The sequence below is a fragment of the Cupriavidus phytorum genome, assembly GCF_003254285.1.
Classification (GTDB): Bacteria; Pseudomonadota; Gammaproteobacteria; order Burkholderiales; family Burkholderiaceae; genus Cupriavidus; species Cupriavidus phytorum.
This window is the reverse complement of the sequence record NZ_QKZN01000005.1, coordinates 271,629-295,316: the sequence shown is the minus strand read 5'-3', so window position 1 is coordinate 295,316 and position 23,688 is coordinate 271,629. Positions and strand designations below refer to the sequence as shown.

Annotated in this window: 25 protein-coding genes and 1 tRNA gene; 6 read left to right on the top strand and 20 right to left on the bottom strand. The window is 65.9% G+C overall.

Going from position 1 to position 23,688, the window contains the following annotated elements:
* Positions 1-20: 20 nt before the first annotated feature.
* From C7416_RS15565 to C7416_RS15510, 12 genes are all read right to left on the bottom strand, one after another.
* Positions 21-446, bottom strand: a complete 426-nt coding sequence (locus C7416_RS15565; RefSeq protein WP_111519744.1) for a MerR family transcriptional regulator — start codon at positions 444-446, stop codon at positions 21-23.
* Between the two features lie 116 nt (positions 447-562).
* Positions 563-973 (bottom strand): integration host factor subunit alpha, encoded by a 411-nt coding sequence (locus C7416_RS15560; protein ID WP_111519743.1) that lies wholly within the window; start codon positions 971-973, stop codon positions 563-565.
* A gap of 88 nt (positions 974-1,061) precedes the next feature.
* Positions 1,062-3,509: a phenylalanine--tRNA ligase subunit beta gene (pheT, locus tag C7416_RS15555; RefSeq protein ID WP_111519742.1), complete on the bottom strand. Its 2,448-nt coding sequence runs from the start codon at positions 3,507-3,509 to the stop codon at positions 1,062-1,064.
* A 59-nt stretch (positions 3,510-3,568) separates the two neighbouring features.
* A complete protein-coding gene (gene pheS / locus C7416_RS15550; protein WP_111519741.1) occupies positions 3,569-4,600 on the bottom strand; it encodes a phenylalanine--tRNA ligase subunit alpha in 1,032 nt (343 codons plus the stop codon).
* A 250-nt stretch (positions 4,601-4,850) separates the two neighbouring features.
* A complete protein-coding gene (gene rplT / locus C7416_RS15545) occupies positions 4,851-5,207 on the bottom strand; it encodes a 50S ribosomal protein L20 (RefSeq protein WP_008650487.1) in 357 nt (118 codons plus the stop codon).
* 28 nt (positions 5,208-5,235) lie between these two features.
* The gene (gene rpmI / locus C7416_RS15540; protein WP_006575466.1) at positions 5,236-5,433 is read right to left on the bottom strand and encodes a 50S ribosomal protein L35; all 198 of its coding nucleotides are present in this window, start codon (positions 5,431-5,433) and stop codon (positions 5,236-5,238) included.
* Positions 5,434-5,600: 167 nt separating this feature from the next.
* Positions 5,601-6,122, bottom strand: a complete 522-nt coding sequence (gene infC, locus C7416_RS15535) for a translation initiation factor IF-3 (RefSeq protein WP_081479471.1) — start codon at positions 6,120-6,122, stop codon at positions 5,601-5,603.
* 47 nt (positions 6,123-6,169) lie between these two features.
* Positions 6,170-8,077: a threonine--tRNA ligase gene (thrS, locus tag C7416_RS15530; RefSeq protein ID WP_111519740.1), complete on the bottom strand. Its 1,908-nt coding sequence runs from the start codon at positions 8,075-8,077 to the stop codon at positions 6,170-6,172.
* A gap of 356 nt (positions 8,078-8,433) precedes the next feature.
* A tRNA-Val gene (locus C7416_RS15525) sits at positions 8,434-8,510 on the bottom strand.
* A 21-nt stretch (positions 8,511-8,531) separates the two neighbouring features.
* Positions 8,532-10,760 carry a RelA/SpoT family protein gene (locus C7416_RS15520; RefSeq protein ID WP_111519739.1) on the bottom strand — a complete coding sequence of 743 codons (2,229 nt, stop codon included), beginning with the start codon at positions 10,758-10,760 and terminating at the stop codon, positions 8,532-8,534.
* 15 nt (positions 10,761-10,775) lie between these two features.
* Complete coding sequence (locus C7416_RS15515; RefSeq protein WP_012352549.1) at positions 10,776-11,138, bottom strand: RidA family protein; 363 nt, start codon at positions 11,136-11,138, stop codon at positions 10,776-10,778.
* Between the two features lie 58 nt (positions 11,139-11,196).
* On the bottom strand, positions 11,197-12,078 hold the full coding sequence (locus tag C7416_RS15510; RefSeq protein ID WP_111519738.1) for an alpha/beta fold hydrolase: 882 nt from the start codon (positions 12,076-12,078) through the stop codon (positions 11,197-11,199).
* 206 nt (positions 12,079-12,284) lie between these two features.
* On the opposite strand from C7416_RS15510, the gene C7416_RS15505 reads away from it, so the two are divergent.
* Positions 12,285-13,061: a 3-hydroxybutyrate dehydrogenase gene (locus C7416_RS15505; protein WP_111519737.1), complete on the top strand. Its 777-nt coding sequence runs from the start codon at positions 12,285-12,287 to the stop codon at positions 13,059-13,061.
* A 39-nt stretch (positions 13,062-13,100) separates the two neighbouring features.
* Entirely contained in the window at positions 13,101-13,592 is a 492-nt protein-coding gene (locus C7416_RS15500) for a DUF411 domain-containing protein (protein WP_111519736.1), read from the top strand.
* A gap of 43 nt (positions 13,593-13,635) precedes the next feature.
* On the opposite strand, the gene C7416_RS15495 is transcribed toward C7416_RS15500, so the two are convergent.
* Entirely contained in the window at positions 13,636-14,016 is a 381-nt protein-coding gene (locus C7416_RS15495; RefSeq protein WP_111519735.1) for a putative zinc-binding protein, read from the bottom strand.
* Positions 14,017-14,246: 230 nt separating this feature from the next.
* On the opposite strand from C7416_RS15495, the gene C7416_RS15490 reads away from it, so the two are divergent.
* Both C7416_RS15490 and C7416_RS15485 read left to right on the top strand, forming a co-directional pair.
* Positions 14,247-14,624 (top strand): type II toxin-antitoxin system RelE/ParE family toxin, encoded by a 378-nt coding sequence (locus C7416_RS15490; protein ID WP_111519734.1) that lies wholly within the window; start codon positions 14,247-14,249, stop codon positions 14,622-14,624.
* The gene (locus C7416_RS15485) at positions 14,605-14,940 is read left to right on the top strand and encodes a helix-turn-helix domain-containing protein (RefSeq protein ID WP_111519733.1); all 336 of its coding nucleotides are present in this window, start codon (positions 14,605-14,607) and stop codon (positions 14,938-14,940) included. The genes C7416_RS15490 and C7416_RS15485 overlap by 20 nt, the downstream gene beginning before the upstream one ends.
* A gap of 68 nt (positions 14,941-15,008) precedes the next feature.
* On the opposite strand, the gene C7416_RS15480 is transcribed toward C7416_RS15485, so the two are convergent.
* Complete coding sequence (locus tag C7416_RS15480) at positions 15,009-15,647, bottom strand: CoA transferase subunit B (RefSeq protein WP_018006816.1); 639 nt, start codon at positions 15,645-15,647, stop codon at positions 15,009-15,011.
* 12 nt (positions 15,648-15,659) lie between these two features.
* Positions 15,660-16,361, bottom strand: a complete 702-nt coding sequence (locus C7416_RS15475) for a CoA transferase subunit A (RefSeq protein WP_111519732.1) — start codon at positions 16,359-16,361, stop codon at positions 15,660-15,662.
* Positions 16,362-16,542: 181 nt separating this feature from the next.
* On the opposite strand from C7416_RS15475, the gene C7416_RS15470 reads away from it, so the two are divergent.
* The gene (locus tag C7416_RS15470) at positions 16,543-17,088 is read left to right on the top strand and encodes a PAS and helix-turn-helix domain-containing protein (RefSeq protein ID WP_018006818.1); all 546 of its coding nucleotides are present in this window, start codon (positions 16,543-16,545) and stop codon (positions 17,086-17,088) included.
* A gap of 12 nt (positions 17,089-17,100) precedes the next feature.
* Here the strand turns inward: C7416_RS15470 and C7416_RS15465 are convergent, their stop codons facing one another.
* The 5 genes from C7416_RS15465 to C7416_RS15445 form a co-directional block, all read right to left on the bottom strand.
* Positions 17,101-17,502 carry an acyl-CoA thioesterase gene (locus tag C7416_RS15465; RefSeq protein ID WP_111519731.1) on the bottom strand — a complete coding sequence of 134 codons (402 nt, stop codon included), beginning with the start codon at positions 17,500-17,502 and terminating at the stop codon, positions 17,101-17,103.
* A 52-nt stretch (positions 17,503-17,554) separates the two neighbouring features.
* Positions 17,555-18,583 carry a DctP family TRAP transporter solute-binding subunit gene (locus C7416_RS15460; protein ID WP_111519730.1) on the bottom strand — a complete coding sequence of 343 codons (1,029 nt, stop codon included), beginning with the start codon at positions 18,581-18,583 and terminating at the stop codon, positions 17,555-17,557.
* Positions 18,584-18,647: 64 nt separating this feature from the next.
* Positions 18,648-19,952: a TRAP transporter large permease gene (locus C7416_RS15455; protein ID WP_172581733.1), complete on the bottom strand. Its 1,305-nt coding sequence runs from the start codon at positions 19,950-19,952 to the stop codon at positions 18,648-18,650.
* Positions 19,949-20,551: a TRAP transporter small permease gene (locus C7416_RS15450; protein ID WP_111519729.1), complete on the bottom strand. Its 603-nt coding sequence runs from the start codon at positions 20,549-20,551 to the stop codon at positions 19,949-19,951. Before C7416_RS15450 ends, C7416_RS15455 begins: the two co-directional genes overlap by 4 nt.
* A gap of 267 nt (positions 20,552-20,818) precedes the next feature.
* On the bottom strand, positions 20,819-21,604 hold the full coding sequence (locus tag C7416_RS15445) for an SDR family oxidoreductase (protein ID WP_018006823.1): 786 nt from the start codon (positions 21,602-21,604) through the stop codon (positions 20,819-20,821).
* A gap of 352 nt (positions 21,605-21,956) precedes the next feature.
* On the opposite strand from C7416_RS15445, the gene C7416_RS15440 reads away from it, so the two are divergent.
* Entirely contained in the window at positions 21,957-23,645 is a 1,689-nt protein-coding gene (locus C7416_RS15440; protein WP_111519728.1) for an electron transfer flavoprotein-ubiquinone oxidoreductase, read from the top strand.
* Positions 23,646-23,688 lie beyond the last annotated feature (43 nt).

The following is a 23,688-nucleotide window of genomic DNA, read 5'->3' as shown; positions in this document are numbered from 1 at the left end:
ACTAGGTCCCGACGTGGAAATTATCCGTGCTTGGCGATCTCGCGCAGCTGCGCCAGCAGGTGCTGCACTTCGACCAGCGCATTGCGCAGGCCGGCAATGTCAACCGACAATGCCGGCGCTTTTTCCACGCCGGCTTCCATCGATTCCTGCGTTGCCGCGGCCGCGCTGTGATGGCGGCCCTCGTCGAGGCGATTGCGCGCGCCGTTGATGGTGAAACCCTGCTCGTAGAGCAGCTCGCGGATGCGGCGGATCAGCAGGACTTCATGGTGCTGGTAGTAGCGGCGGTTGCCGCGACGCTTGACCGGCTTGAGCTGCGTGAACTCCTGTTCCCAGTAGCGCAGCACGTGCGGCTTGACGGCGCACAGCTCGCTCACCTCACCGATGGTGAAGTAGCGCTTGGCCGGGATCGGCGGCAACGCGATGCGGTCGCTGGGTTTGTCCGACATGCAGTGTGTAGACGAGCGTCAGGCCATGCCGGCCAGGAGGTTGGCGCGCGTCACGCGCGCGCCCAGAAGAATACCGATGCCGGCCTCGGGAAGCAATCCGCCGTTCGGGTGACGGGTCAGCCGGCGATGCCGGCGCGTTCTTCGACCAGGCCCTTGAGCTTCTGGCTGGCGTGGAACGTCACCACGCGGCGCGCGGTGATGGGGATGACTTCGCCGGTCTTGGGATTGCGGCCGGGCCGCTGCGGCTTGTCGCGCAACTGGAAGTTGCCGAAACCGGAAAGCTTGACGCTGTCGCCCTGCTCCAGCGCTTCGCGGATGACATCGAAGAAGGCCTCGACCATGTCCTTCGACTCACGCTTGTTCAGGCCCACCTGGTCGAACAACATCTCGGCAAGCTCGGCCTTGGTCAGCGTTGGAACTTCGGTCGCGCGGGCGTCCGGCATTGCCTCGTCAAGGGAGGATGCCTGCCGGTCGCTCATCTCACCCAGTGCTGCAGCGGTCATGGAATTCGCGTCTCGATCATTCATGTCGATCGCTCGAGTGTCTGTCTGGCGATCCGCCCGGGGCAAGCCCGGGCGCCCTTTTTTATGGTGCTCCGTCGGTGCTGGCGACGGATCAGCCGCGCAGCCGCGCCTGGAAGGCTTCGGCCAGCGCGTCGACCATGCAGCGCACCGCGCTGTCGACGGTTTCGTCCTGTAGGGTCGACCCAGTATCTTGCAAGGTCACCCGGAACGCAAGGCTTTTCTCGTCCGCGCCGATGGCCGTGGAAGCCCCCTTGGGACGGAACTCGTCGAACAGCACCAGGCCCTGGCAGAAGCGGCCGTAACCCTGTTTTTCCAGGGCCGCGCGCATGGTGTCGAGCAAGTCCTGCACGCGTACCGATTGCTTCACGACCACGGCCAGGTCACGCACGGCCGCGGGGAACTTGGAGATCTCGGTGTACGCCGGCAGGCCGGTAGCACGCAGCGCGTCGAGCTGCAGTTCGAACAGCACCGGCGCATGCGCCAGCTCATATTCCTGCAGCCAGCGCGGATGCAGTTCGCCGACCACGCCCACCGGCTTGCCGTCGAGCAGCACGCGCGCGGCGCGGCCCGGATGCAGCGCCGGGTGCGAGACCGGCTCGAAGCGCGGCACGCGCGGATGGAACAGCGCCTCGACATCGCCCTTGATATCGAAGAAGTCGACATTGCGCGTGGCAACGCCCCACTGCTCTTCGAATGCCGGGCCGTAGGCGATGCCCGCAGCCATCATCGGCTGGTCATAGCCGGCCACGGTGAGGCCGCCGTCGCCGACCTCGGCGTCGCGATGGAACACGCGGCCGACCTCGAACAGGCGCACGCGCGCGGCCTTGCGATTGAGGTTGTAGCGCACCTTGTCGACCAGCCCGCCGATCAGCGTCGAGCGCATCACCGCCAGCTGGCTGGCGATCGGGTTGAGCAGGCGGATCGGCTTGTCGTTGGCGGCGAAGTCGCGCTCCCACTTCTCTTCGACGAAGGCGAAGTTGATGACTTCCTGGTAGTCGCGCGCGGCCACGGCGTGGCGCACCACGTGGGTCGAGCGGCGGGCTTCGTCGGTCGGGCGCATTTCACTTTCGGCGACCGGCGGGCGTGCCGGGATGCGCTCGAAGCCGTAGATGCGCGCGACTTCCTCGATCAGGTCTTCCTCGATCTCGATGTCGAAGCGGTAGCTCGGCGGCGTGACCTCGAACACTTCGCCTTCGGCGCCTTGGGCGCGCGTGAACGGCAGCTGCAGACGCTGGAACACGTCTGCAATGGCGGCCGGCGACAGCTCGATGCCGAGCACGCGCTCGGCGCGCGCCACGCGCAGGCTGACCGGCTTGCGCACCGGCAGGTTGACCACGTGGTCGTCGACCGGGCCGGCCTGGCCGCCGCAGATCTCGAGGATCAGCGCGGTGATGCGCTCGATATGCTCGACCGTGGTGGCGTAGTCCACGCCGCGCTCGAAGCGGTGTCCGGCGTCGGTCGAGAAGTTGTAGCGGCGGCTGCGGCCCTGGATCGCGGCCGGCCACCAGAACGCGGCTTCGAGATAGATGTCGGTGGTATCCAGCGTGACCGCGGTGCTGTCGCCGCCCATGATGCCGGCAAGGCTTTCGATTTCCTTGTCGTCGGCGATCACGCCGACCTGCTCGTCGACCTCGATGGTGTTGCCGTTCAGCAGCTTGATCTGCTCGCCCTTGCGGCCCCAGCGCACATCCAGGCCGCCATGGATCTTGTGCAGGTCGAACACGTGCGAGGGCCGGCCCAGCTCCAGCATCACGTAGTTGGAGATATCGACCAGCGCCGACACGCTGCGCTGGCCCGAGCGTTCCAGCCGCTGCACCATCCACAGCGGGGTGGCGGCACGCGCGTTGACGCCGCGGATAATGCGGCCGGAGAAGCGGCCGCACAGGTCAGGCGCCGACACCTTGACCGGCAGCTTGTCCTGGATCGTCACCGCCACCGGCTGCATGTCGGGCAGGTTCAGCGCGGCACCGGTCAGCGCCGACACTTCGCGCGCCACGCCATGGATCGACAGGCAGTCGGCCTTGTTCGGCGTCAGCTTGATGACGAAGACCTGGTCGTCGAGGTCCAGGTACTGGCGGATGCTCTGGCCGACCGGCGCGTCTTCCGGCAGCACCATCAGGCCGCCGTGGTCTTCCGACAGCTTCAGTTCGCGCGCCGAGCACAGCATGCCGTAGCTGTCGACGCCACGCAGCTTGCCGACCTTGATCTCGAACGGCTTGCCGCCGTCCTCTGCCGGGGGCAGCACCGCGCCGACCAGCGCGCACGGCACCTTGATGCCGGGCTTGACGTTGGGCGCGCCGCAGACGATCTGCAGAGTCTCGCCGGTGCCGGCATCGACCTGGCACACGTTGAGGCGGTCGGCGTTGGGATGGCGCTCGGTCGACAGCACGTGCGCGACCACCACCTTGTCGAACGGCGGCGCGACCGGGCCCACCTCTTCCACTTCCAGGCCGGCCATGGTCAGGCTGTGCGACAGCGCGTCGGTGGACATCTTTTCAGGGTTGGCGAAGGTGCGAAGCCAGGATTCCGAGAATTGCATGGCGCTTCTGATCCGGTAAGTATTCTGTGTAGTCGGTGACGAGTTTGACGTTGCGCCGTTCAGGCGAACTGGCGCAGGAAGCGCACGTCGCCCTCGAAGAACAGGCGCAGGTCGTTGATGCCATAGCGCAGCATGGTCAGGCGCTCGAGGCCGGAGCCGAACGCGAAACCGATATAGCGCTCGGGATCGAGGCCCATGTTGCGCAGCACGTTCGGATGCACCTGGCCCGAACCGGAGATTTCCAGCCATTTCCCATTGCCGAAGGCCATGTCGATTTCCGCCGACGGCTCGGTGAACGGGAAGTACGACGGACGGAAGCGCACCTGGATGTCGTCGCGCTCGAAGAACTTGCGCAGGAAATCGGTGTACACGCCCTTCAGGTCGGCAAAGCTGACGTCCTCGCCGATCCACAGGCCTTCGACCTGGTTGAACATCGGCGAGTGGGTGGCGTCGCTGTCGACGCGATAGGTGCGGCCCGGGCAGATCACCTTGATCGGCGGCATCGCCTTGCCGGCGTACTTCTCCACGTGCATCCTGGCGTAGCGCACCTGCATCGGGCTGGTGTGGGTGCGCAACAGCAGCAGCTTGTCTTCGCTGTCGCGGCCATCCACGTAGAAGGTGTCCTGCATCGAACGCGCCGGGTGGTTGTCCGGGTTGTTCAGCGCGGTGAAGTTCATCCAGTCGGTTTCGATCTCGGGGCCGTCGGCCACGTCGAAGCCGATCGAGCCGAAGATCTGCTCGACGCGCTCCCAGGTGCGCATCACCGGATGCAGGCTGCCGCGCGCCACCGCGCGGCCGGGCAGCGTGACGTCGATGGCCTCGGCGGCCAGGCGCGCGTTCATCAGCGCGTCGGCCAGCGCCTGGCGGCGCCCCTGCAGCGCGGCTTCCACCTGCTGCTTGACCTGGTTGATGCGCGCGCCCTCGCTCTTGCGGGTCTCCGGGTCAAGCTTGCCGAGGCCCTTGAGCAGTTCGGTCAGCGCGCCGGTCTTGCCGAGGAAGCGGGCCTTCTCGTTTTCCAGCGTGGCGTTGTCATTGGCGGCGGCGAAAGCGGCCTGGGCGTCGGCGACGATTTGGTCCAGATCCTGAGACATGGCGGCGGTCGTGGAGTGTTCTGGCGTCGGCGCAACCTTGTCATGCGACAGGGCCGGCCCGACGTGGGTTGGCACTTCGTGCGGTATGCGTTTCCGGATGCGGTCTGGTCAACAATCGCAAAACGGCATCCGGAAACGCAAAGAAAAACGGGGCTCGGTGAGGAGCCCCGTTTCAGCGGACCTTGCGGTCAGCGGTCGACCTTGCGGTCGGTGCTTGCCCGGCAGCGCTTGCGCGCCGCCGGAGCCGGCATCAGGCAACGGTGGCTTTCACCTGGTTGACGATGGCGGCAAAGGCAGGCTTGTCGTGAATAGCCATGTCCGACAGCACCTTGCGGTCCAGTTCAATCGAGGCCTTCTTCAGACCGTTCATGAACACGCTGTAGGTCATGCCATGCTCACGCGTCGCGGCATTGATACGCGCAATCCACAGCGCGCGGAACACGCGCTTCTTGTTGCGGCGATCGCGGTACGCGTACTGGCCAGCACGCATGACCGCCTGCTTGGCGATGCGATAGACATTATTGCGACGGCCGCGGTAACCCTTGGCAGCGTCGATAACCTTCTTGTGACGGGCCCGTGCAGTGACCCCACGCTTTACTCGAGGCATGTAATTCTCCTTTCGTTGTCGTCAGGGGTTATGCGTAAGGCATCATCGCGCGCACCGACTTCAGGTTCGTCTCATGGACGTCCTGAGTACCGCGCAGTTGACGCTTGTTCTTGGTGGTCTTCTTGGTCAGGATGTGACGCTTGAAGGCCTGGCCACGCTTGAACGAACCGTTCGGACGGGCAGTAAAGCGCTTGGAGGCGCTTTTCTTCGTCTTCATCTTCGGCATGAAAAACTCCAGCTCATATGACATGCATGCAGGTGGACGGCTGACGCCGACGCTTGCAAGACCCGCATCCACTTGTTGTTGCGCGATGGTCCTTGCGGACCCCGCGCGACTTCCGCACGAAGCAACGCCGGGATGACTCGCATCCCGGCCGCCGCACCGCACAGGAATTACTTCTTCTTCTTGGGGGCGAGCACCATCACCATCTGGCGCCCTTCCATCTTCGGCATCTGCTCGACCTGGCCGATCTCTTCCAGGTCCGCCTTTAGGCGTTCGAGCATGCGCGCGCCGATTTCCTGGTGGGCCATCTCGCGACCACGGAACCGCAGCGTGATCTTGGTCTTGTCGCCATCTTCCAGGAAGCGCTTCAGGTTGCGCAGCTTGACGTTGTAGTCGCCATCATCCGTACCCGGCCGGAACTTGACTTCCTTGACCTGGATGATCTTCTGCTTCAGCTTGGCCTCGTGGGCGCGCTTGGCTTCCTCGTACTTGAACTTCCCGTAATCCATGATCCGGGCGACGGGCGGAGTCGCGTTGGGGGCGATCTCCACCAGGTCCAAGTCCTTGTCCTCAGCCAGCCGCAGAGCGTCCATGAACTTGACGATGCCGAGCTGCTCGTTATCAACCCCTACCAGGCGCAGTTCAGGCGCGCTGATTTCCCGGTTGATGCGATGACCTTTGTCCGTAGCGATGTTGCGTTACCTCAAGAAGACAAAAAAACAAGCCGTGCTCACCACCCTCAGGCTTTGCTGGCGACGTCGTGTTGCAGACGCTCAACAAACGCGGAGACGGGCATCACGCCCAGATCCACGTTGCCACGGGCACGCACGGCCACTTGATTGGCATCCCGCTCCTTGTCGCCCACTACCAGCAGGTAGGGGACTTTTTGAAGCGAATGCTCGCGGATTTTATACGTAATTTTCTCGTTACGCAAATCGGCCTTGGCCCTAAACCCTTGTTTTTGCAGCAATTGCACGACGCTTTCGGCGTATTCTGCCTGCGAATCCGCAATATTCATGACCACCACCTGGTCCGGGGCCAGCCAGGCCGGCAGCGCGCCGGCATGGTTTTCCAGCAGGATGCCAAGGAAACGCTCGAACGAGCCCAGGATGGCGCGGTGGAGCATCACCGGACGCTTGCGCGAGTTGTCCTCGGAGACGTACTCGGCATCCAGGCGCTCGGGCAGCACCAGGTCCAGCTGCAGCGTGCCGCACTGCCACGAGCGGCCGATCGCGTCCTTGATGTGATACTCGACCTTGGGGCCATAGAAGGCGCCCTCGCCCGGCAGCTCCTCCCAGTCCACGCCACAGGCGCGCAGCGCCAGGCGCAGACCCTCTTCCGCGTGATCCCAGATCTCGTCCGAGCCGGCGCGCTGGTCCGGGCGCAGCGACAGCTTGACCTTCACATCCTTGAAGCCGAAGTCGTCGTAAACGGAGAAAGCCAGTTCGTTGAAGGCCTTGGCTTCGGCGACGATCTGCTCTTCCGTGCAGAAGATATGCGCATCGTCCTGCACAAAGCCGCGCACGCGCATCAACCCGTGCAGCGCGCCGGACGGCTCGTTGCGATGGCAGGCGCCGAACTCGGCCAGGCGCAGCGGCAGGTCGCGGTACGAGCGCAGGCCGTGGTTGAAGATCTGCACATGCCCGGGGCAGTTCATCGGCTTGATCGCGTAGTCGCGCTTCTCCGACTCCGTGACGAACATGTTCTCCTTGTAGTTCTGCCAGTGACCCGACTTCTCCCACAGCGAACGGTCCATCACCTGCGGCGTGCGCACCTCGTCGTAGCCGGCGTCCGTCAGCCGGCCGCGCATGTACTGCTCGACGGCCTGCCAAACCTGCCAGCCCTTCGGGTGCCAGAACACCATGCCGGGCGCCTCTTCCTGCAGGTGGAACAGGTCGAGCGTCTTGCCCAGCTTGCGATGGTCGCGCTTCTCGGCCTCTTCCAGCATGTGCAGGTAGGCTTCCTGGTCTTCCTTCTTCGCCCATGCCGTGCCGTAGATGCGCTGGAGCATCTCGTTGTTGGCATCGCCGCGCCAGTAGGCGCCGGCCACCTTCATCAGCTTGAAGACCTTGAGCTTGCCCGTCGACGGCACGTGCGGCCCGCGGCACAGATCGACGAAATTGCCTTCGCGGTACAGGCCGATTTCCTGGTCGGCCGGGATCGAGCCGATGATCTCGGCCTTGTACTTCTCGCCCATCGACTCGAACAGCGCCACCGCTTCATCGCGGTTCCACACCTCGCGCGTGACCTTTTCGTCCTTGCGCGCCAGCTCCGTCATCTTTTTCTCGATGGCGACAAGGTCTTCCGGCGTGAAGGGGCGCTTGTAGGCGAAGTCGTAGTAGAAGCCGTTCTCGATCACCGGGCCGATCGTCACCTGCGCCTCCGGGTACAGCTCCTTGACGGCATAAGCCAGCAGGTGCGCCGTGGAGTGGCGGATCACGTCGACGCCATCGGCATCCTTGTCCGTGACGATGGCCAGTTCCGCATCGCGCTCGATCCGGTAGCTGGTGTCGACCAGCTGGCCATCCACCTTGCCGGCCAGCGCGGCCTTGGCCAGGCCGGCGCCGATGCTCTGCGCCACTTCGGCAACCGTCACCGGGCCGGGAAACTCGCGTCGGGACCCGTCCGGCAGCGTGATTGCGATCATTTCGACTCTCCAGGTTCCGCCGGCGGCGCCTTGCGCCGGCCTGAGCGGATCAAACTGCATCTTGTGGCACCGGCCCGCATGCCTGCGCGCTGGCGATCTGTTCTTGGCTGCCCCGCCTGCCGCACGGGAAGGCGGCAGCTTATCAGGGCTGCTGGCAAGCGACGGACGAAAAAAAACGCGGCCAAGGCCGCGTTTCTCTTTGTCAAACCCGATCCAACCGGGTCGAAGGCGCACCTCGACTACTGTCGCTTGCCAGCGGTAGTAGTTCGCGGTGTCATAACCATGATGCCCTTCCGTTCCGTATGGGGTTGAATCGGACTTGCCGCACTTCTTGTTACTGCTTTACTGCAATTCGTTGGTAGGCTCGATTGGACTCGAACCAACGACCCCCACCATGTCAAGGTGGTGCTCTAACCAGCTGAGCTACGAGCCTAGCGAAGCCGCAAGTATAGCATCACTTTCTTTTTGCCTGCAACACCCCCTGGACTTCCTCGATCATCAGCAGTGCCCGCTGCAGCTGCGTGGCCTCGGACACCTCGGCGGTGAACTGCATGCGCGCCACGCCCTTGCTCGACAGCGTCTTGACCCCGGTGACATTGATCTTCTCGCGCGACAGCACTTCGGAGATGTCGCGCAGCAGGCCCTGCCGGTCGATCGCCTCGACCTGGATATCGACCGGATAGACCGCGGCGTGGCTCTTCTTGCCCCACTCGGTCTGGATCACGCGCTCCGGCGCGCGCGCCGACAGTTGCTGGAAGGTGTGGCAGTTGCGGCGATGGATCGACACCCCGCGCCCGCGCGTGACAAAGCCGACGATCTCGTCGGGCGGCGCCGGCTTGCAGCAGCGCGACATCTGCGTCATCAGCGAATCGACGCCGACCACCAGCACGCCGCTCTTGGCACCGCGCGCCACGCTGGTGGCGCGGCTCTTCTTGGTGACGGCGTCTTCCTCGCTCAGCGGCGCCTGGACTTCGCCTTCCGGGTGGCGCAGCGCGTGCTCCACATGGCGCAGGCTGAACTCGTCCTTGGCCACCGCGGCGAACAGCTCGTCGGGGGTCTTGAAGCCCAGCCGCGCCGCCAGGTCTTCCAGCTTGACCGCGGTCTTGCCTTCGCGCTGCAGGGTCTTGTCGATCAGCGCGCGGCCCTGCGCGATGGTCTCCTGCGAGTCCATCGCGTTGAACCACGCGCGCACCTTGGCACGCGCGCGGCTGCTGGCGAGGTAGCCCAGGTCGGCATTGAGCCAGTCGCGCGACGGCCCGCCCTGCTTGACCGCGATGATCTCGACGGTCTGGCCGTTCTTGAGCGGCGTGTTCAGCGGCACCATGGTGCCGTCCACGCGCGCGCCGCGGCAGCGATGGCCGAGGTCGCTGTGCAGGTAGTAGGCGAAGTCCACCGCGGTCGCGCCCTGCGGCAGCGCCACCACGCGCGCCTGCGGCGTCAGCACGTAGATGTGGTCGTCGATCGCGGCGTGCTTGATCTGCTCCCACGATTCGTCGTGCGCCACGCTGTGGTCGGCATCGTCCTTCCACGCCAGCAGCTGGCGCAGCCAGGCGATCTTCTCGTCGTAGCGCTCGCTGGCGGAGAACTGCCCGGCATAGCCGCGGCTGCCCGCCTCCTTGTAGCGCCAGTGCGCGGCCACGCCGTATTCGGCGAAGTGGTGCATCTCGTGGGTGCGGATCTGCACCTCGAAGGCGCGCCCGTCGTCGCCGATCACCACCGTGTGCAGCGACTTGTAGCCGTTGGCCTTGGGCCGCGAGATGTAGTCGTCGAACTCGCGCGGGATCGGCTGCCAGATATGGTGGACGATGCCGAGCACCGTATAGCAGTCCTTGATATCGTCGACGATCACGCGGAACGCGCGCACATCGTACAGGTCGGCAAAATCCAGCTCCTTGCCGCGCATCTTCTTCCAGATGCTGTAGATGTGCTTGGGCCGGCCGCTCACCTCGGCGCGGATGCCGGCGGCGGTCAGCTCGGACTGCAGCCGCGCGATCGCGCCGGCGATATAGCCCTCGCGCTCGATGCGCTTTTCATCCAGCAGGCGGGCGATGCGCTTGTAGGTATCGGGCTGCTCGAAGCGGAAGGCGAGGTCTTCCAGCTCCCACTTCATCTGCCAGATGCCCAGGCGGTTGGCCAGCGGCGCGTAGATGTCGAGCGTTTCGCGCGCCACGCCGGGCAGCGGCGCCTGCTTGGTCTCGGCCAGCCAGCGCAGCGTCTGCAGCCGCGACGCCAGCCGCACCAGCACCACGCGGATGTCCTGCGCAAAGGCCAGCAGCATCTTGCGCAGCGCCTCGACCTGCTCGTGGCGCGCCTGGGCTTCGTTCTTCGACGGCGCGGCCGACTCCACCTCGGGGCGGTTGCCGGCGATGGCGCCGATGCGCAGCAGCTGCCGCACGCCGTTGACCAGCCGCGCCACTTCCTCGCCGAAGCGCGGTTCGATCTCGGCCTCGGTCTCGGGCACGAATGCCGCCAGCCCGAACAGGCACGCTGCCGCGCGCGCGGAATCGTCCACGCGCAGGCCATCGAGGATGCGCAGCATCCCCTCCGCGTGCGACTGCACGGTCTCGCCGGTGGGCAGCGCAACGCCGGCACCGTGCTCGCGCACGTAAGCCAGTGCGCGTTCCACCAGCTCGGTATCCGGAATGCCCGCGACCCGGCCAGCCAGGTCGGTCGACGTCACCATGTCACAGCGCCTGCATCAGTTGAGCGCAGCGGTCACCACCACTTCGATCAGGTAATCGGGATTGGCCAGGCGGGCCTCGACGGTGGCACGCGGCGGCGTATTGCCTTGCGGCACCCAGGCGTCCCAGACCTCGTTCATCTCGCCGATCAGGTCGATATTGGTCAGGAAGATCTGGCACGACAGGATGCGGGTCTTGTCGCTGCCGGCTTCGGCCAGCAGGCGGTCGATATGGCCCAGCACCTCGCGCGTCTGGCCGCGGATATCGGCCTTGGGATCGACCTCGGGGACCTGGCCGGCCAGATAGACCACACCGTTGTAGACCGCGTATTCGGACAGGCGCTTGCCGACGTGGGCGCGCTTCAGTTCAGGAAGACTCATGGCAATGCGTAACTCGATAAAAACTGCCGGATCACAATCAGGCCGGCCGCTGGCGCGCTCAGGCGCCGGTAAAGAACTGGCGCACGATCGCAATCTGCGCCGGATCGACAAAGGTCGGGGCGTGGCCCACGTCGGGCACTTCCACCGAGCTTACATGCTGGCCGCGCGCCACCATCTCGGCCACGGTCTCGCGCAGCAGCAGGTCGGACTGCGCGCCGCGCACCACCAGCACCGGCGCCTCGATGGCTTCGAAGCTGCGCCACAGCGCGGCTTCGCCGGCGGCGATGGCCTCGGGCGTCGACTTGCGGAACGGCAGTGCCAGCTGCGGATCGTAATGCAAGCCCCATTCCAGGCCGTCCGCACCCTGCATCGGTTTGAGGATGGCGGCGTTGAGCTCGCGCCACTGCTCGGCGCTGTGGCGCCCGAACGAGGCGCTGATGGTCTGCAGGTACGCCAGCCCTTCCTCGAAGGTCTTGAAGCGCACCGGCAGGCCAAGGTAGGCACCGATACGCTCGACCGCCGAGGGCGCGATGCGGGGGCCGACGTCATTGAGCAGCAGCCTGCGCACCGGCGACTTGGGCAGCCCCGCCAGGCCCATGCCGATCAGCCCGCCCATCGAGGTGCCGAACCAGTCCACCTTCTCCACATTGAGCCGCGCGATCAGCGTGACCATGTCGGCGACATACTGCGGCACCACGTAGCCGTTGGCATCGGCCAGCCATTCGGAACGGCCGCGGCCGACCACGTCCGGGCACACCACGCGGTAGTCGCCGCACAGCGCGCGCGCCACGGCGTCGAAGTCGCGCCCGGTGCGCGTCAGGCCGTGCGCGCACACCAGCACGCGCGGATTGGCGGGGTCGCCCCACTCGTGGTAGGCCATGCGGTGCAGGCCCGCCGGACTGATGCACTGGACGAAACCGAGACGCGGACTGGCAGACATCTGGACTCCCTGACAAACCGGACCGCACAGCGCCAGGAGGCGCCACCGCCGGAAGTTGAGCAAAGCTGGATTGTACGCCGCAGCGGGTACAATGCCACAGCACAGTGTCCGCGCCCTCGCGCGCGGGGCGCGCACCGCCACGGCGCGCGCCGCCCATCCGGCGGCTGTACTGCCGTGGCATCCCCTTTCTCTCGACGGAGGCTTACATGCTCAACGGCAAGACCGCACTGGTGACTGGCTCGACCAGCGGCATCGGGCTCGGCATCGCAAAGGCGCTGGCGGCGCAGGGCGCTCACATCATCGTCAACGGCTTCGGTGACGCGGACGCCGCAAAGAGCGAGATCGCGCAGGCCGGCCAGGGCATCCGCGTCGGCTACCACGGCGCCGACATGAGCAAGGCGGCCGAGATCGAAGACATGATGCGCTACGCGCAGTCCGACTTCGGCGGCGCCGACATCCTGGTCAACAATGCCGGCATCCAGCACGTCGCCACCATCGAGGATTTCCCGCCCGAGCGCTGGGACGCGATCATCGCCATCAACCTGACCTCGGCCTTCCATACCACGCGCCTGGCGCTGCCCGGCATGAAGCAGAAGAACTGGGGCCGCATCATCAATGTCGCCTCGACGCACGGGCTGGTAGCCTCGGCGCAGAAGTCCGCCTACGTGGCGGCCAAGCACGGCATCGTTGGCTTCACCAAGGTGACCGCGCTGGAAACCGCGCAGACCGGCGTCACCGCCAACGCGATCTGCCCTGGCTGGGTGCTGACGCCGCTGGTGCAGAAGCAGGTCGAAGCCCGCGCGCAGAAGGAAGGCATCCCGGTCGAGCAGGCCAAGCGCGAACTGGTGCTGGAGAAGCAGCCCTCGGGCCAGTTCGTCACGCCCGACGAGCTGGGCGCGTTGGCCGTGTTCCTGTCGTCCGAAGCGGCGCGCCAGGTGCGCGGCGCGATCTGGAACATGGATGGCGGCTGGGTGGCGCAGTAAGGTGCCGCATCACGGCACCACAGCAAGGAGCAACAAGCAATGATGCAACGACGACGTTTTCTCGGGACCCTGGGCGCGCTGGCGCTCGGCACGCTCGCCGCGGGCGTGCTGGGCCCCGCGGCCGATGCCTTCGCGCAGGCGAAGCCGCTCGCCATCGACGTCTACAAGAGCCCGCTGTGCGGCTGCTGCGAGGACTGGGTCAAGCACCTGCGGGCCAACGGCTTCACCGTGACGGTGCATGACGTCGAGGATACCGGCGAATACCGCAAGCGCTTCGGCATGCCCGAGCGCTTCGGCTCCTGCCATACCGGCCATATCGCCGGCTATGCGATCGAGGGCCATGTGCCCGCCGCCGATATCCGCAAGCTGCTGGCCGCCAAACCCAAGGCGGTCGGGCTGGCGGTGCCGGGCATGCCGGTCGGCTCGCCGGGCATGGAACAGGGACCGCGCAAGGATCCGTTCGACGTGCTGCTGGTCAAGGCCGACGGCGCCGCGTCGGTGTTCAGCCGCCACAACAAGCCGGCGGCCTGACGTGCCGCCGCGCCGGATGCGCCGCGGCGCATCCGGCAATGCCCTATCCCACCGCAAGGCGCTGCAGCGCCGCCTCGACCTCCCGCCACACCGCCTCGGTCTCGTCCTCGGTGCATTCGCCGTGCTGGCGCTTGACCGCGCCCAGCCGGTTCAGCACCAGGTGCTGGTCCGGCACCACGCCCACATTGGCCAGGCACGCCTGCACGCAAGCCAGCGGACACCCGTCCAGCGCCAGGATCGGCCGGCCCGACCGCGCCACCCGCGTCAGCGCCGGCACGCCGCCGCCCACGCCGCTGATGCACGACATCTCTGCACGGCCGCCGCGGTCCAGCCGCACCGCGCAGGCATTGGCCAGTTGCGCCACGCTGGAGCAGCCGGAGCAGGCGTAGACCAGGGGCAGGGTTCGGGTGGGGGAAGCGGGCATCGCGCACCTTCCGTCAAGTCGGTTCGTCGCAGGGCGGCGCCCATACGGAAAGCGGCCAGCTTAGTGGCAAGGCCAGCAGCCCGGCCATTCGCCGAAAGAGCTACCAGCGTCGTCCGCATGACATAGGTCGAAGCGTCATCCAGCCACCTGGAACGCGCTGAAGCCTGACTCAAATCAAGTCTTGCGTTTTCAGCGGTACTGGCTTATACCAGTTCAGGTATATTGCCCCGATGCCAGCCAACGAAAAACCACTGTTCTGGATCGGGAGCAGCAAGAAGGACCTGACCGAGCTTCCGCTCGACGTGCGGAGGTTTTTCGGCCATGCCCTGCATTTTGCCCAGCGCGGTGACCGACACGATGCGGCGAAGACGCTCAAGGGTTTTGGCAGCGCCGGAGTGCTCGAAATACTGGAGGACGACGCTGCCGGCACCTACCGCGCTGTCTATACCGTGAAGTTCGCTGAAGCGGTGTTCGTCCTTCACTGCTTCCAGAAGAAGAGCAAACACGGCATCGCCACGCCAAAGGCAGACATCGAGATCATTCGCGCCAGGCTGAAGGTCGCCGAAGCGCTGGCATGGGAGTTACGACATGGCAAAACGCAGGATTGATGGCATCGAGGTCGAGGCCAGTTCCGGCAACGTGTTTGCCGACCTGGGCGTTCCGGACGCCGACAAGCTCCGGATCAAGTCCGGACTGGCCATCGAGATCACGCGGGCTATACGCGGCCTTGGCCTGACTCAGGAAGAAGCGGCCCACCGCATGGGCATCCCGCAACCGAAGGTCTCCGGACTGCTGCGCGGAGACTTCGCCAACCTGTCGGAGCGCAAGCTGATGGACTGCCTGAACCGGCTTGGGTATGACATCGAGATCAAGGTCAGCCCCGCGCTGGAGCCGATCGGCCACCTCACGCTCAAGGTCGCGTGAAAACAAGAACCCCCTGCAAGCGCATAGCTCGCAGGGGGTTGCTGATGCCGGTATGCGCGGGAACCTGCTTACAGCAGCGGCGCCCCCGTCTTCGCCTGGATTTCCTCGCGGCTGACGCCCGGCGCGGTTTCCACCAGCTTGAGGCCGTCCGCGGTCACGTCGATCACGCCCAGGTCGGTGATGATGCGGTTGACCACGCCCACGCCGGTCAGCGGCAGGTTGCACTGCTTCAGGATCTTGAGGTCCTCGGTGCCGTCCTTCTTCTTGGCGGTGTGTTCCATCAGCACCACCACGCGGCCGACGCCGGCGACCAGGTCCATCGCGCCGCCCATGCCCTTGACCATCTTGCCCGGGATCATCCAGTTGGCGAGGTCGCCCTTCTCGCTGACCTGCATCGCGCCAAGGATGGCCAGGTTGATGTGGCCGCCGCGGATCATCGCGAACGAGTCGGCCGACGAGAAGATCGACGAGCCCGGCAGCGTGGTCACGGTCTGCTTGCCGGCGTTGATCATGTCGGCGTCGACCTCCGCCTCGGTCGGGAACGGGCCGATGCCAAGCAGGCCGTTCTCGGATTGCAGCCAGACTTCCATGCCTTCCGGCACCCAGTTGGCCACCAGCGTCGGCAGCCCGATGCCCAGGTTGACGTAGAAACCGTCCTGCAGCTCGGCCGCGGCGCGCGCGGCCATTTCGTCACGTGTCCATGCCATGATGGGGTCTCCTTAGCTGGCCGCGCGCACGGTGCGCTGCTCGATGCGTTTCTCGGGGTTGGCGTTGAGCACCAGGCGCTGCACGAAGATGCCGGCCAGGTGGATCTCGTCGGGATCGAGCTCGCCGGTCTCGACGATCTGCTCGACCTCGGCCACGGTAACCTTGCCCGCCATCGCGCACATCGGGTTGAAGTTGCGCGCAGTGCGGCGGAACACCAGGTTGCCGGCCTTGTCGGCCTTCCAGGCCTTGACCAGCGCCACGTCGGCGGTCAGCGAACGCTCCATCACATACTGTTCGCCGTCGAATTCGCGGATTTCCTTGCCTTCGGCGACGATGGTGCCGACCCCGGTCTTGGTGAAGAAGGCCGGGATGCCCGAGCCGCCGGCGCGCAGCTTCTCGGCCAGCGTGCCCTGCGGGGTGAATTCCAGTTCCAGTTCGCCGGCCAGGTACTGGCGCTCGAACTCCTTGTTCTCGCCCACGTAGGACGAGATCATTTTCTTGATCTGGCGCGTGGCCAGCAGCAGGCCCAGGCCGAAGCCGTCGACGCCGGCGTTGTTGGAGATGCAGGTCAGCTGCTTGGCGCCGCTGTCGCGCAGCGCGCCGATCAGCGCCTCGGGGATGCCGCACAGGCCGAAACCGCCCACAGCGATCGTCTGGCCGTCGCGGACGACGCCTGCAAGCGCTTCTGCGGCGCTGGCGTAGACCTTGTTCATGCTTCGCTCCTTCCTCGGTAGTCCCTGTCGATCTCCCCGCCGGCGGGTAGTGCGGCGGGCGACGCAGGGAAATTGTAACGGTACAATCGGCAACGGGCGGTCGGCCGTCGCCGTAACGCGTCCGACCGACAGCATACGCAAGCACAGCCGGCTACGCCATTACGTAAAAATACATAAGCAGATGCCCGCCATCGACTACCAGACCGCCTTCCAGCTCGCCCCCGTGGGCCTGGTGCTGTCACGCGAGCGCGTGATCGAGGATTGCAACGAAGAGGTCTGCCGCATCTTCGGCACCACGCGCGAGGCCCTGCTGGGCCAGTCGTTCCAGGTGCTCTATCCCACCGCCGACGAGTTCGAGCGCACCGGCGCGCGCATCGCGCCGATCATGGGCAAGCGCGGCATGTATTCGGACGAACGCATCATGAAGCGCGCCGGCGGGGAACTGTTCTGGTGCCACGTCACCGGACGCGCGCTGGACCGCAGCCAGCCGCTCGGCGCAGGGATCTGGACCTTCGAGGATCTGTCGCAGAAGCGCCAGGTCACCGCCGAACTGACCGCGCGCGAACGCGAGATCGCGGCGCAGCTGGTGGAAGGCAAGACCAGCAAGCAGATCGGCAAGCTGCTGGCGATCAGCCCGCGCACGGTCGATATCTACCGGGCGCGGCTGATGAAAAAGTATGGGGCGAGTACGTCGGTGGATCTGGTGCAGCGGCTGGTGGCTCACTGACGCTGGCAACCATCACCCTTCGATGATCGCCCGGATCTCCGCCGGCACCGGCACCGATTTCTCCTGCGCATAGTCGCACCACACCACCTTGGCCCCACCTTCTGCCCACACCACCTCGGGCAGATCGGTGCGCCGGATCTCCATGCGCGTCTCGAAACTGGTGCGGCCCAGCTGCCCGGCATAGACCCGGCATTCGATCTGGCCCGGATAGCGCAGTTGCTTCAGGAAGGTCATATGCGCATTGATGATGACCGGCCCCTGCCCTTGCGCATCCTTGCCGCCGCGGCCCAGCGACGCGAACCACTCGATGCGCGCCTGCTCCAGGTACTGGAAATAGACGGTGTTGTTGACATGGCCCATGGCGTCCATGTCGCCCCAGCGGATCGGCATCACCACGGTATAGACGTGCTTCATCTCAGCCTCCAATGCAACAGGCCCGCCGATGCCGGCGGGCCTGCTTCATGACTCAGCGCTTGGCGATCGCGCCTTCTGCCTTGGTGACAAGGTCGGCGCCGATCTGCTTCTTCCACTTGTCGTAGACCTTGGCGGTGGCCTTGCGGAAGGCGTCATGCTCGGCCGGGGTCAGGTGCGTGACCTTGACGCCGTGGGCTTCCATGTCCTTCCACGCGGGCGCGCCGGCCTCGGCCAAACCCTTGCGCGCCAGTGCGATCTCCTGCTTGCCGGCGTCGATGGCGGCCTGCTTGACGATCTCGCGGTCGGCCGGGGTCCAGCTTTCCCAGATCTGCTTGTTGACCACGAAGATTAGCGGGTCGGCGACGTAGCCCCAGGTGGTGACGTACTTCTGGCCGACCGTGTACAGCTTGGCGGCGGCGAACACCGACTGCGGGTTTTCCTGGCCATCGACCGCGCCCGAGGCCATCGCCGGCTGCGCGTCGGCCCAGCTCATCTGGGTCGGGTTGGCGCCCAGCGCGTTGAAGGTCTCGATGTACAGCGGCGAGCCGACCACGCGCAGCTTCAGGCCCTTCAGGTCTTCCGGCTTGCGGATTTCGCGCTTGGAGTTCGACACTTCGCGGAAGCCGTTTTCGCCCCACGCCAGCGGCACCACGCCGGCCTTCTCCAGCGTGGCGAAGATCGACTTGCCGACCTCGCCCTGCGTCAGCGCGTCGAGCGCCTTGTAGTCGGGCATCAGGAACGGCAGCGAGAACAGGTTCAGCTCCTTGACCTGCGGCGACCAGTTGATGGTCGACCCCACCGCCATGTCGATCACGCCCTGGCGGATCGCCGAGAACTCGCGGGTCTGGTCGCCCGCCACCAGCGAGGTGCCCGGGTACAGCTTGATGTTGATGCGGCCGCTGGTGCGCTGCCTGACCAGGTCGGCCCAGATCTCGCCGCCCTTGCCCCACGGGAAGGCCGGGCCGAGCACCAGCGACATCTTGTACTCGGACTTGTAAGTCTGGGCCATCGCGCCGGCGGGGGCGAAGGCGGAAGCGGCCAGGGCGGCAGCCGTGGCGAGCATCAGGGCACGACGTTTCATTTCATCTCCTCAGGGGAAAAGCGTCAGGTTCTTGTTGGTGAATGCAAAATCAAGGCAACAGCGATCAATAGCCGAGGTATTCCGGCAGCCACGTCGCCAGCGGCGGATAGGCCAGCACCATCAGCATGGCGACAAACATCGCCAGCAGCATCCAGATCACCCACGGCACGGTTTCTTCCATGCGCACGCGCGCGATCCGGCACGACACCATCAGATTCACGGCCAGCGGCGGCGTGAACTGGCCCAGCGCCACCTTAAGCGTCAGCACCACACCGAACCACACCGGGTTCCACTGGAAGGCATTGGCGATCGGCAGCAGCAGCGGCACGAAGATCAGGAAGATCGAGATGCCGTCGAGGAACATGCCCACCGTCATCAGCAGCAGCACGATCAGCGCCAGCACGCCGTATTCGCCCAGCCCGGAGGTGGCGATCGCCTGCGCCAGCGGGTCGATCACGCCCAGCGTCGACAGCGCATAGGCAAAGATGCCGGCCAGCGCCACCACCAGCAGGATCACCGCCGAGGTTTCGGCCGCTTCCTGGAAGATGGTGAACAGGTCGCGCATGCCGATGCTGCGGTACACCACCATGCCGACGAACAGGCCATAGACCACCGCCACCACGGCGGCCTCGGTCGGCGTGAACCAGCCGGCGCGCATGCCGCCCAGGATCAGGAACGGCGCCACCAGGCCCCACGCGGCCTCGCGCAGGCTCTTCCAGAATGGCGGGCGCGGCAGCGCAGCTTCGGCGGCGCCCATATTGTGCTTGCGCGCCAGCCACACCGCCGGCACGATCAGCGCGATGCCGGCGAGCACGCCCGGGATCATGCCGGCCGCGAACAGCGCCGGCACCGATGCGCCCGGCACCAGCACGCTGTAGATGATGAACGCCACCGACGGCGGGATCAGGATGTCGGTCGCGGCCGCCGCGCCGACCACCGCCGCGCTGTAAGAGCCGGGATAGCCCGCGCGCGACATCGCCGCGATCATCACGCCGCCGACCGCGGCCGCGTTGGCCGGGCCCGAACCCGAAATGCCGCCGAGGAACATCGCCACCAGGATCGCCACCAGCGGCAGCATGCCGGGGCCGCGCCCGACCACGGCGATGGCAAAGGTCACCAGCCGCTGCGCCACGCCGGAGCGGTCGAAGATCGACCCCACCAGCACGAACATCGGGATCGCCAGCAGCGGATACTTGGCCAGGCCCGCGTAGAAGTTCTGCGGCACCGCCAGCAGGCCGAACATCTGCGTATCGAGATTGGACAAGCCGATCGCGACCAGACCGCCCAGCCCCAGCGACACGCCGATCGGCACGCCCAGCAGCATCAGGCCGATAAAGACCACGAACAGGATGATGGCAACCAGCGTCATTGCGCACGCTCCGTCGCCGACCGGCTCTGTTCATGCAGCGCCTTGAGCGCCCGCACGTTGCGCACCATCAGCGCCAGCGCGCGCAGCGCGATGCCGGCCGACAGCACCGGCAGCCAGATCGAGTACCACCAGCTTGGCACGCCGATGCCGGGCGAAGTCTCGCCGAAGGTGTATTCGTCCCAGGTGATGCGCGCCCCCAGCACCGCCAGCGCGATAAACATCACCGCCACCGCCAGCGCCGACAGGATCGCCAGGCGCCGCTGCCGCGCGGCGCTGCCACGTTCGAAGAAGAACTCGATGCGGATATTGCGGTCGCGCGCCACCGCGGCGCTGCCGGCGACCAGGGCCAGCACGATCATCAGGAAGACCGAAAACTCCTCGGTCCAGGCGAACGACTCGTCGGTGAAATAGCGGACCACCACGTTGGCGAAGGTGATGCCGACCAGCAGCACCATCACGATCACGCCAATCCAGTCCTCGAGGCGGGGCGATACCCGGAATTCAGCGTCCTGCGCTTCGTCGGCGGCCTGCGGGATCACCGCGGAATCGACGACGTGTTGCGGCACGGCGTTGCGCCGTGCCTCTTGTTGTTGCTCCATCTCCCCGGCCTCCGGTCCAGGGCCGCTCGGGCCATGCGGCCACCGCGGCGTTCTCGCTTTGTATGTAAAGACTTAATCTGCAGACATGGCGGATTATGCCAAGACTGGCCTGCCACGCACGAAATTTCTGAATAATGACGCGTACTGACGACGGCGCGCCCAAGGGGACCGGATAAGCCCAGGGTTGGCGCTCGGGCATCCCGCGGCGCTTTTGGCGCCTGGGCGGGATGCGGGGGACTTGCGCCCCCGGTGTCAGCGCGCGGGCGCTCAGACCATGCCGTCGTCGGCGGTGATCACGGCGCCGTTGATGAACTGCGACTGGTCCGAGGCCAGCAGCAGCAACAGCCCGTCGAGGTCTTCCGGCTTGCCCAGGCGCTTGCGCGGCAGCATCTGGATCAGTTTCTGCCCGGCGTCGGAATCCCAGTGATGGTGGTTGATATCGGTATCGATATAACCCGGGCAGATGGCGTTGGAATTGATGCCATGGCGCGCCCATTCCAGCGCCATGGCCTTGGTCATGTGCACCACCGCCGCCTTGCTCATGCAATAGACGCCGATCTGTGACAGCACCTTCAGCCCCGCCACCGACGCGATATTGACGATGCGCGCCTGCGGCAGCGGGCTGCCGTTGCGCTCGGCGCCCTTGGCGCGCGCGATCATGCGCTTGGCGACTTCCTGCGCGACGAAAAACGCGCCGCGGGTATTGGTGTCGAAGACGAAGTCGAAGTCTTCGGGGGCCACCTCGGTCAGCTTCTGCGTGGTCGACACGCCCGAGTTGTTGACCAGGATATCGATGGCGCCGGCTTCGGTCTCGGCGTGCGCCACCGCGGCGCGGATGCTGTCCGGGTCGGTCACGTCCAGGCGCACCACGTGCGCGCTGCCGCCCTCGGCCTCGATCGCGGCGCGCAGTTCCTTGAGCCGCTCGGTGCGGCGCGAGGCCAGCACCACCTTGGCGCCCGCGGCGGCGAGCACCGTGGCGAAACGCGAGCCCAGCCCGCTCGAGGCGCCGGTCACCAGCGCCACCTTGCCTTCCAGATTGATCGACAAACCCATGGTTACCTCTTGTGCGGGAGCCCCTCAGCCCTCATCAGGAGCAGAAGGCAGCATATCAAAAAAAAGAACGACCGTTCCAAAAAAATCCTTGCCTGTGGGTGGCGAGTCCCGGACAATGCCGGAGATTCTAAGAACTTGGCCCGCAAAGGGAAAGAGGGAAAACGCGCGATCCGGCCGTGTCCGGACGCCGTTCCGGCGCTGTCCGACCCCGAAACAGCACCGATTTCACCGCCGCGCCTGCGCGGCTTCCCGGCGGCCCATGCGCCGCGCCCGGGTCCGGTTCTCAGCACAACGATCACCGCATTTCCCACAATTGCCAGCTAGCGGCAAAGAAACAGAGGGTTAGAGACAAATGGATCAGCAACAGCTCCTGGAGCAGTTCGGCCCGCGCGAAGCCATGGAATACGACGTTGTCATCGTCGGCGGCGGCCCCGCCGGCCTGGCCACGGCCATCCGCCTGAAGCAACTCGCGCAGGAGAAAGGCGCCGACGTCAACGTGTGCGTGCTGGAAAAGGGCTCCGAGCCCGGCGCGCACATCCTGTCGGGCGCCATCATGGACCCGCGCGCCCTGAACGAGCTGATCCCGAACTGGAAGGAGCTGGGCGCGCCGCTGAACCAGCCCGTGACCGAGGACAAGTTCCTGTTCCTGAACGAGACCGGCTCCAAGGGCACGCCCCCGGCCCTGCTGCCCGAGTGCTTCCACAACGAAGGCAACTACATCATCAGCCTGTCCAACTTCGTACGCTGGCTGGGCCAGCAGGCCGAGGCGCTGGGCGTCGAGATCTTCCCGGGCTTCGCCGCCGCCGAGGTGCTGTACAACGAAGACGGCTCGGTCAAGGGCGTGGCCACCGGCAACATGGGCATCAACAAGGAAGGCGAGCCGACCGAGAACTTCCAGCTGGGCATGGAGCTGCATGCCAAGTACACCATCTTCGCCGAAGGTTCGCGCGGCCATCTGGGCAAGCAGCTGATCGCCAAGTTCGGCCTGGACGCCGGCAAGGATCCGCAGAGCTACGGCATCGGCCTGAAGGAGCTGTGGGAGATCGACCCGGCCAAACACAAGCCCGGCCTGGTGGTGCACACCGCCGGCTGGCCGCTGGACCCGGCCACCTACGGCGGCTCGTTCCTGTACCACATGGAAGACAACAAGGTCGCGGTCGGCTTCGTGGTCGGCCTGGACTACACCAACCCGTGGCTGTCGCCGTTCGAGGAATTCCAGCGCTTCAAGACCCATCCGGAAATCCGCCAGTATTTCGAAGGCGGCAAGCGCCTGTCGTACGGCGCGCGCGCCATTACCGCCGGCGGCCTGCTGTCGCTGCCCAAGACCGTGTTCCCGGGCGGCGCCCTGGTCGGCTGCGATGCTGGCTACCTGAACGCCTCGCGCATCAAGGGCAGCCACGCCGCGATCAAGACCGGCATGCTCGCCGCCGAGGCCGCCTACGACGCGCTGCAAGCGGGCCGCCAGCATGACGAGCTGAGCGCCTACCCGGCCGCGTTCGAGCAGAGCTGGCTGTACAAGGAGCTGCTGCAGGCCAAGAACTTCAAGCAGTGGTTCAAGAAAGGCCGCACCACCGCCACGCTGATGACCGGCATCGAGCAATGGCTGCTACCCAAGCTCGGCGTGCGCAACCCGCCCTGGACCCTGCATCGCGAAAAGCCGGACCATGTCTACCTGAAGCCGGCCGCCGAGTGCCAGAAGATCGACTACCCCAAGCCGGACGGCAAGCTGACCTTCGACCGCCTCAGCTCGGTCTTCATCAGCAACACCAACCATGAAGAAAACCAGCCGGCGCACCTGACGCTGAAGGACGCCAGCGTGCCGGTCGACATCAACCTGGACAAGTACGCCGGCCCCGAGTCGCGCTATTGCCCGGCGGGCGTGTACGAGTTCGTGCAGGACGAGACCTCGGGCAAGGAGCGCCTGCAGATCAACGCGCAGAACTGCGTGCACTGCAAGACCTGCGACATCAAGGACCCGACCCAGAATATCGTCTGGGTGACGCCGGAGGGTGGCGGCGGGCCGAACTACGTCGGCATGTAAGCCGGCCGCGAGAAGCGCGCTGGCAAGTGAAATCGGCACCGGA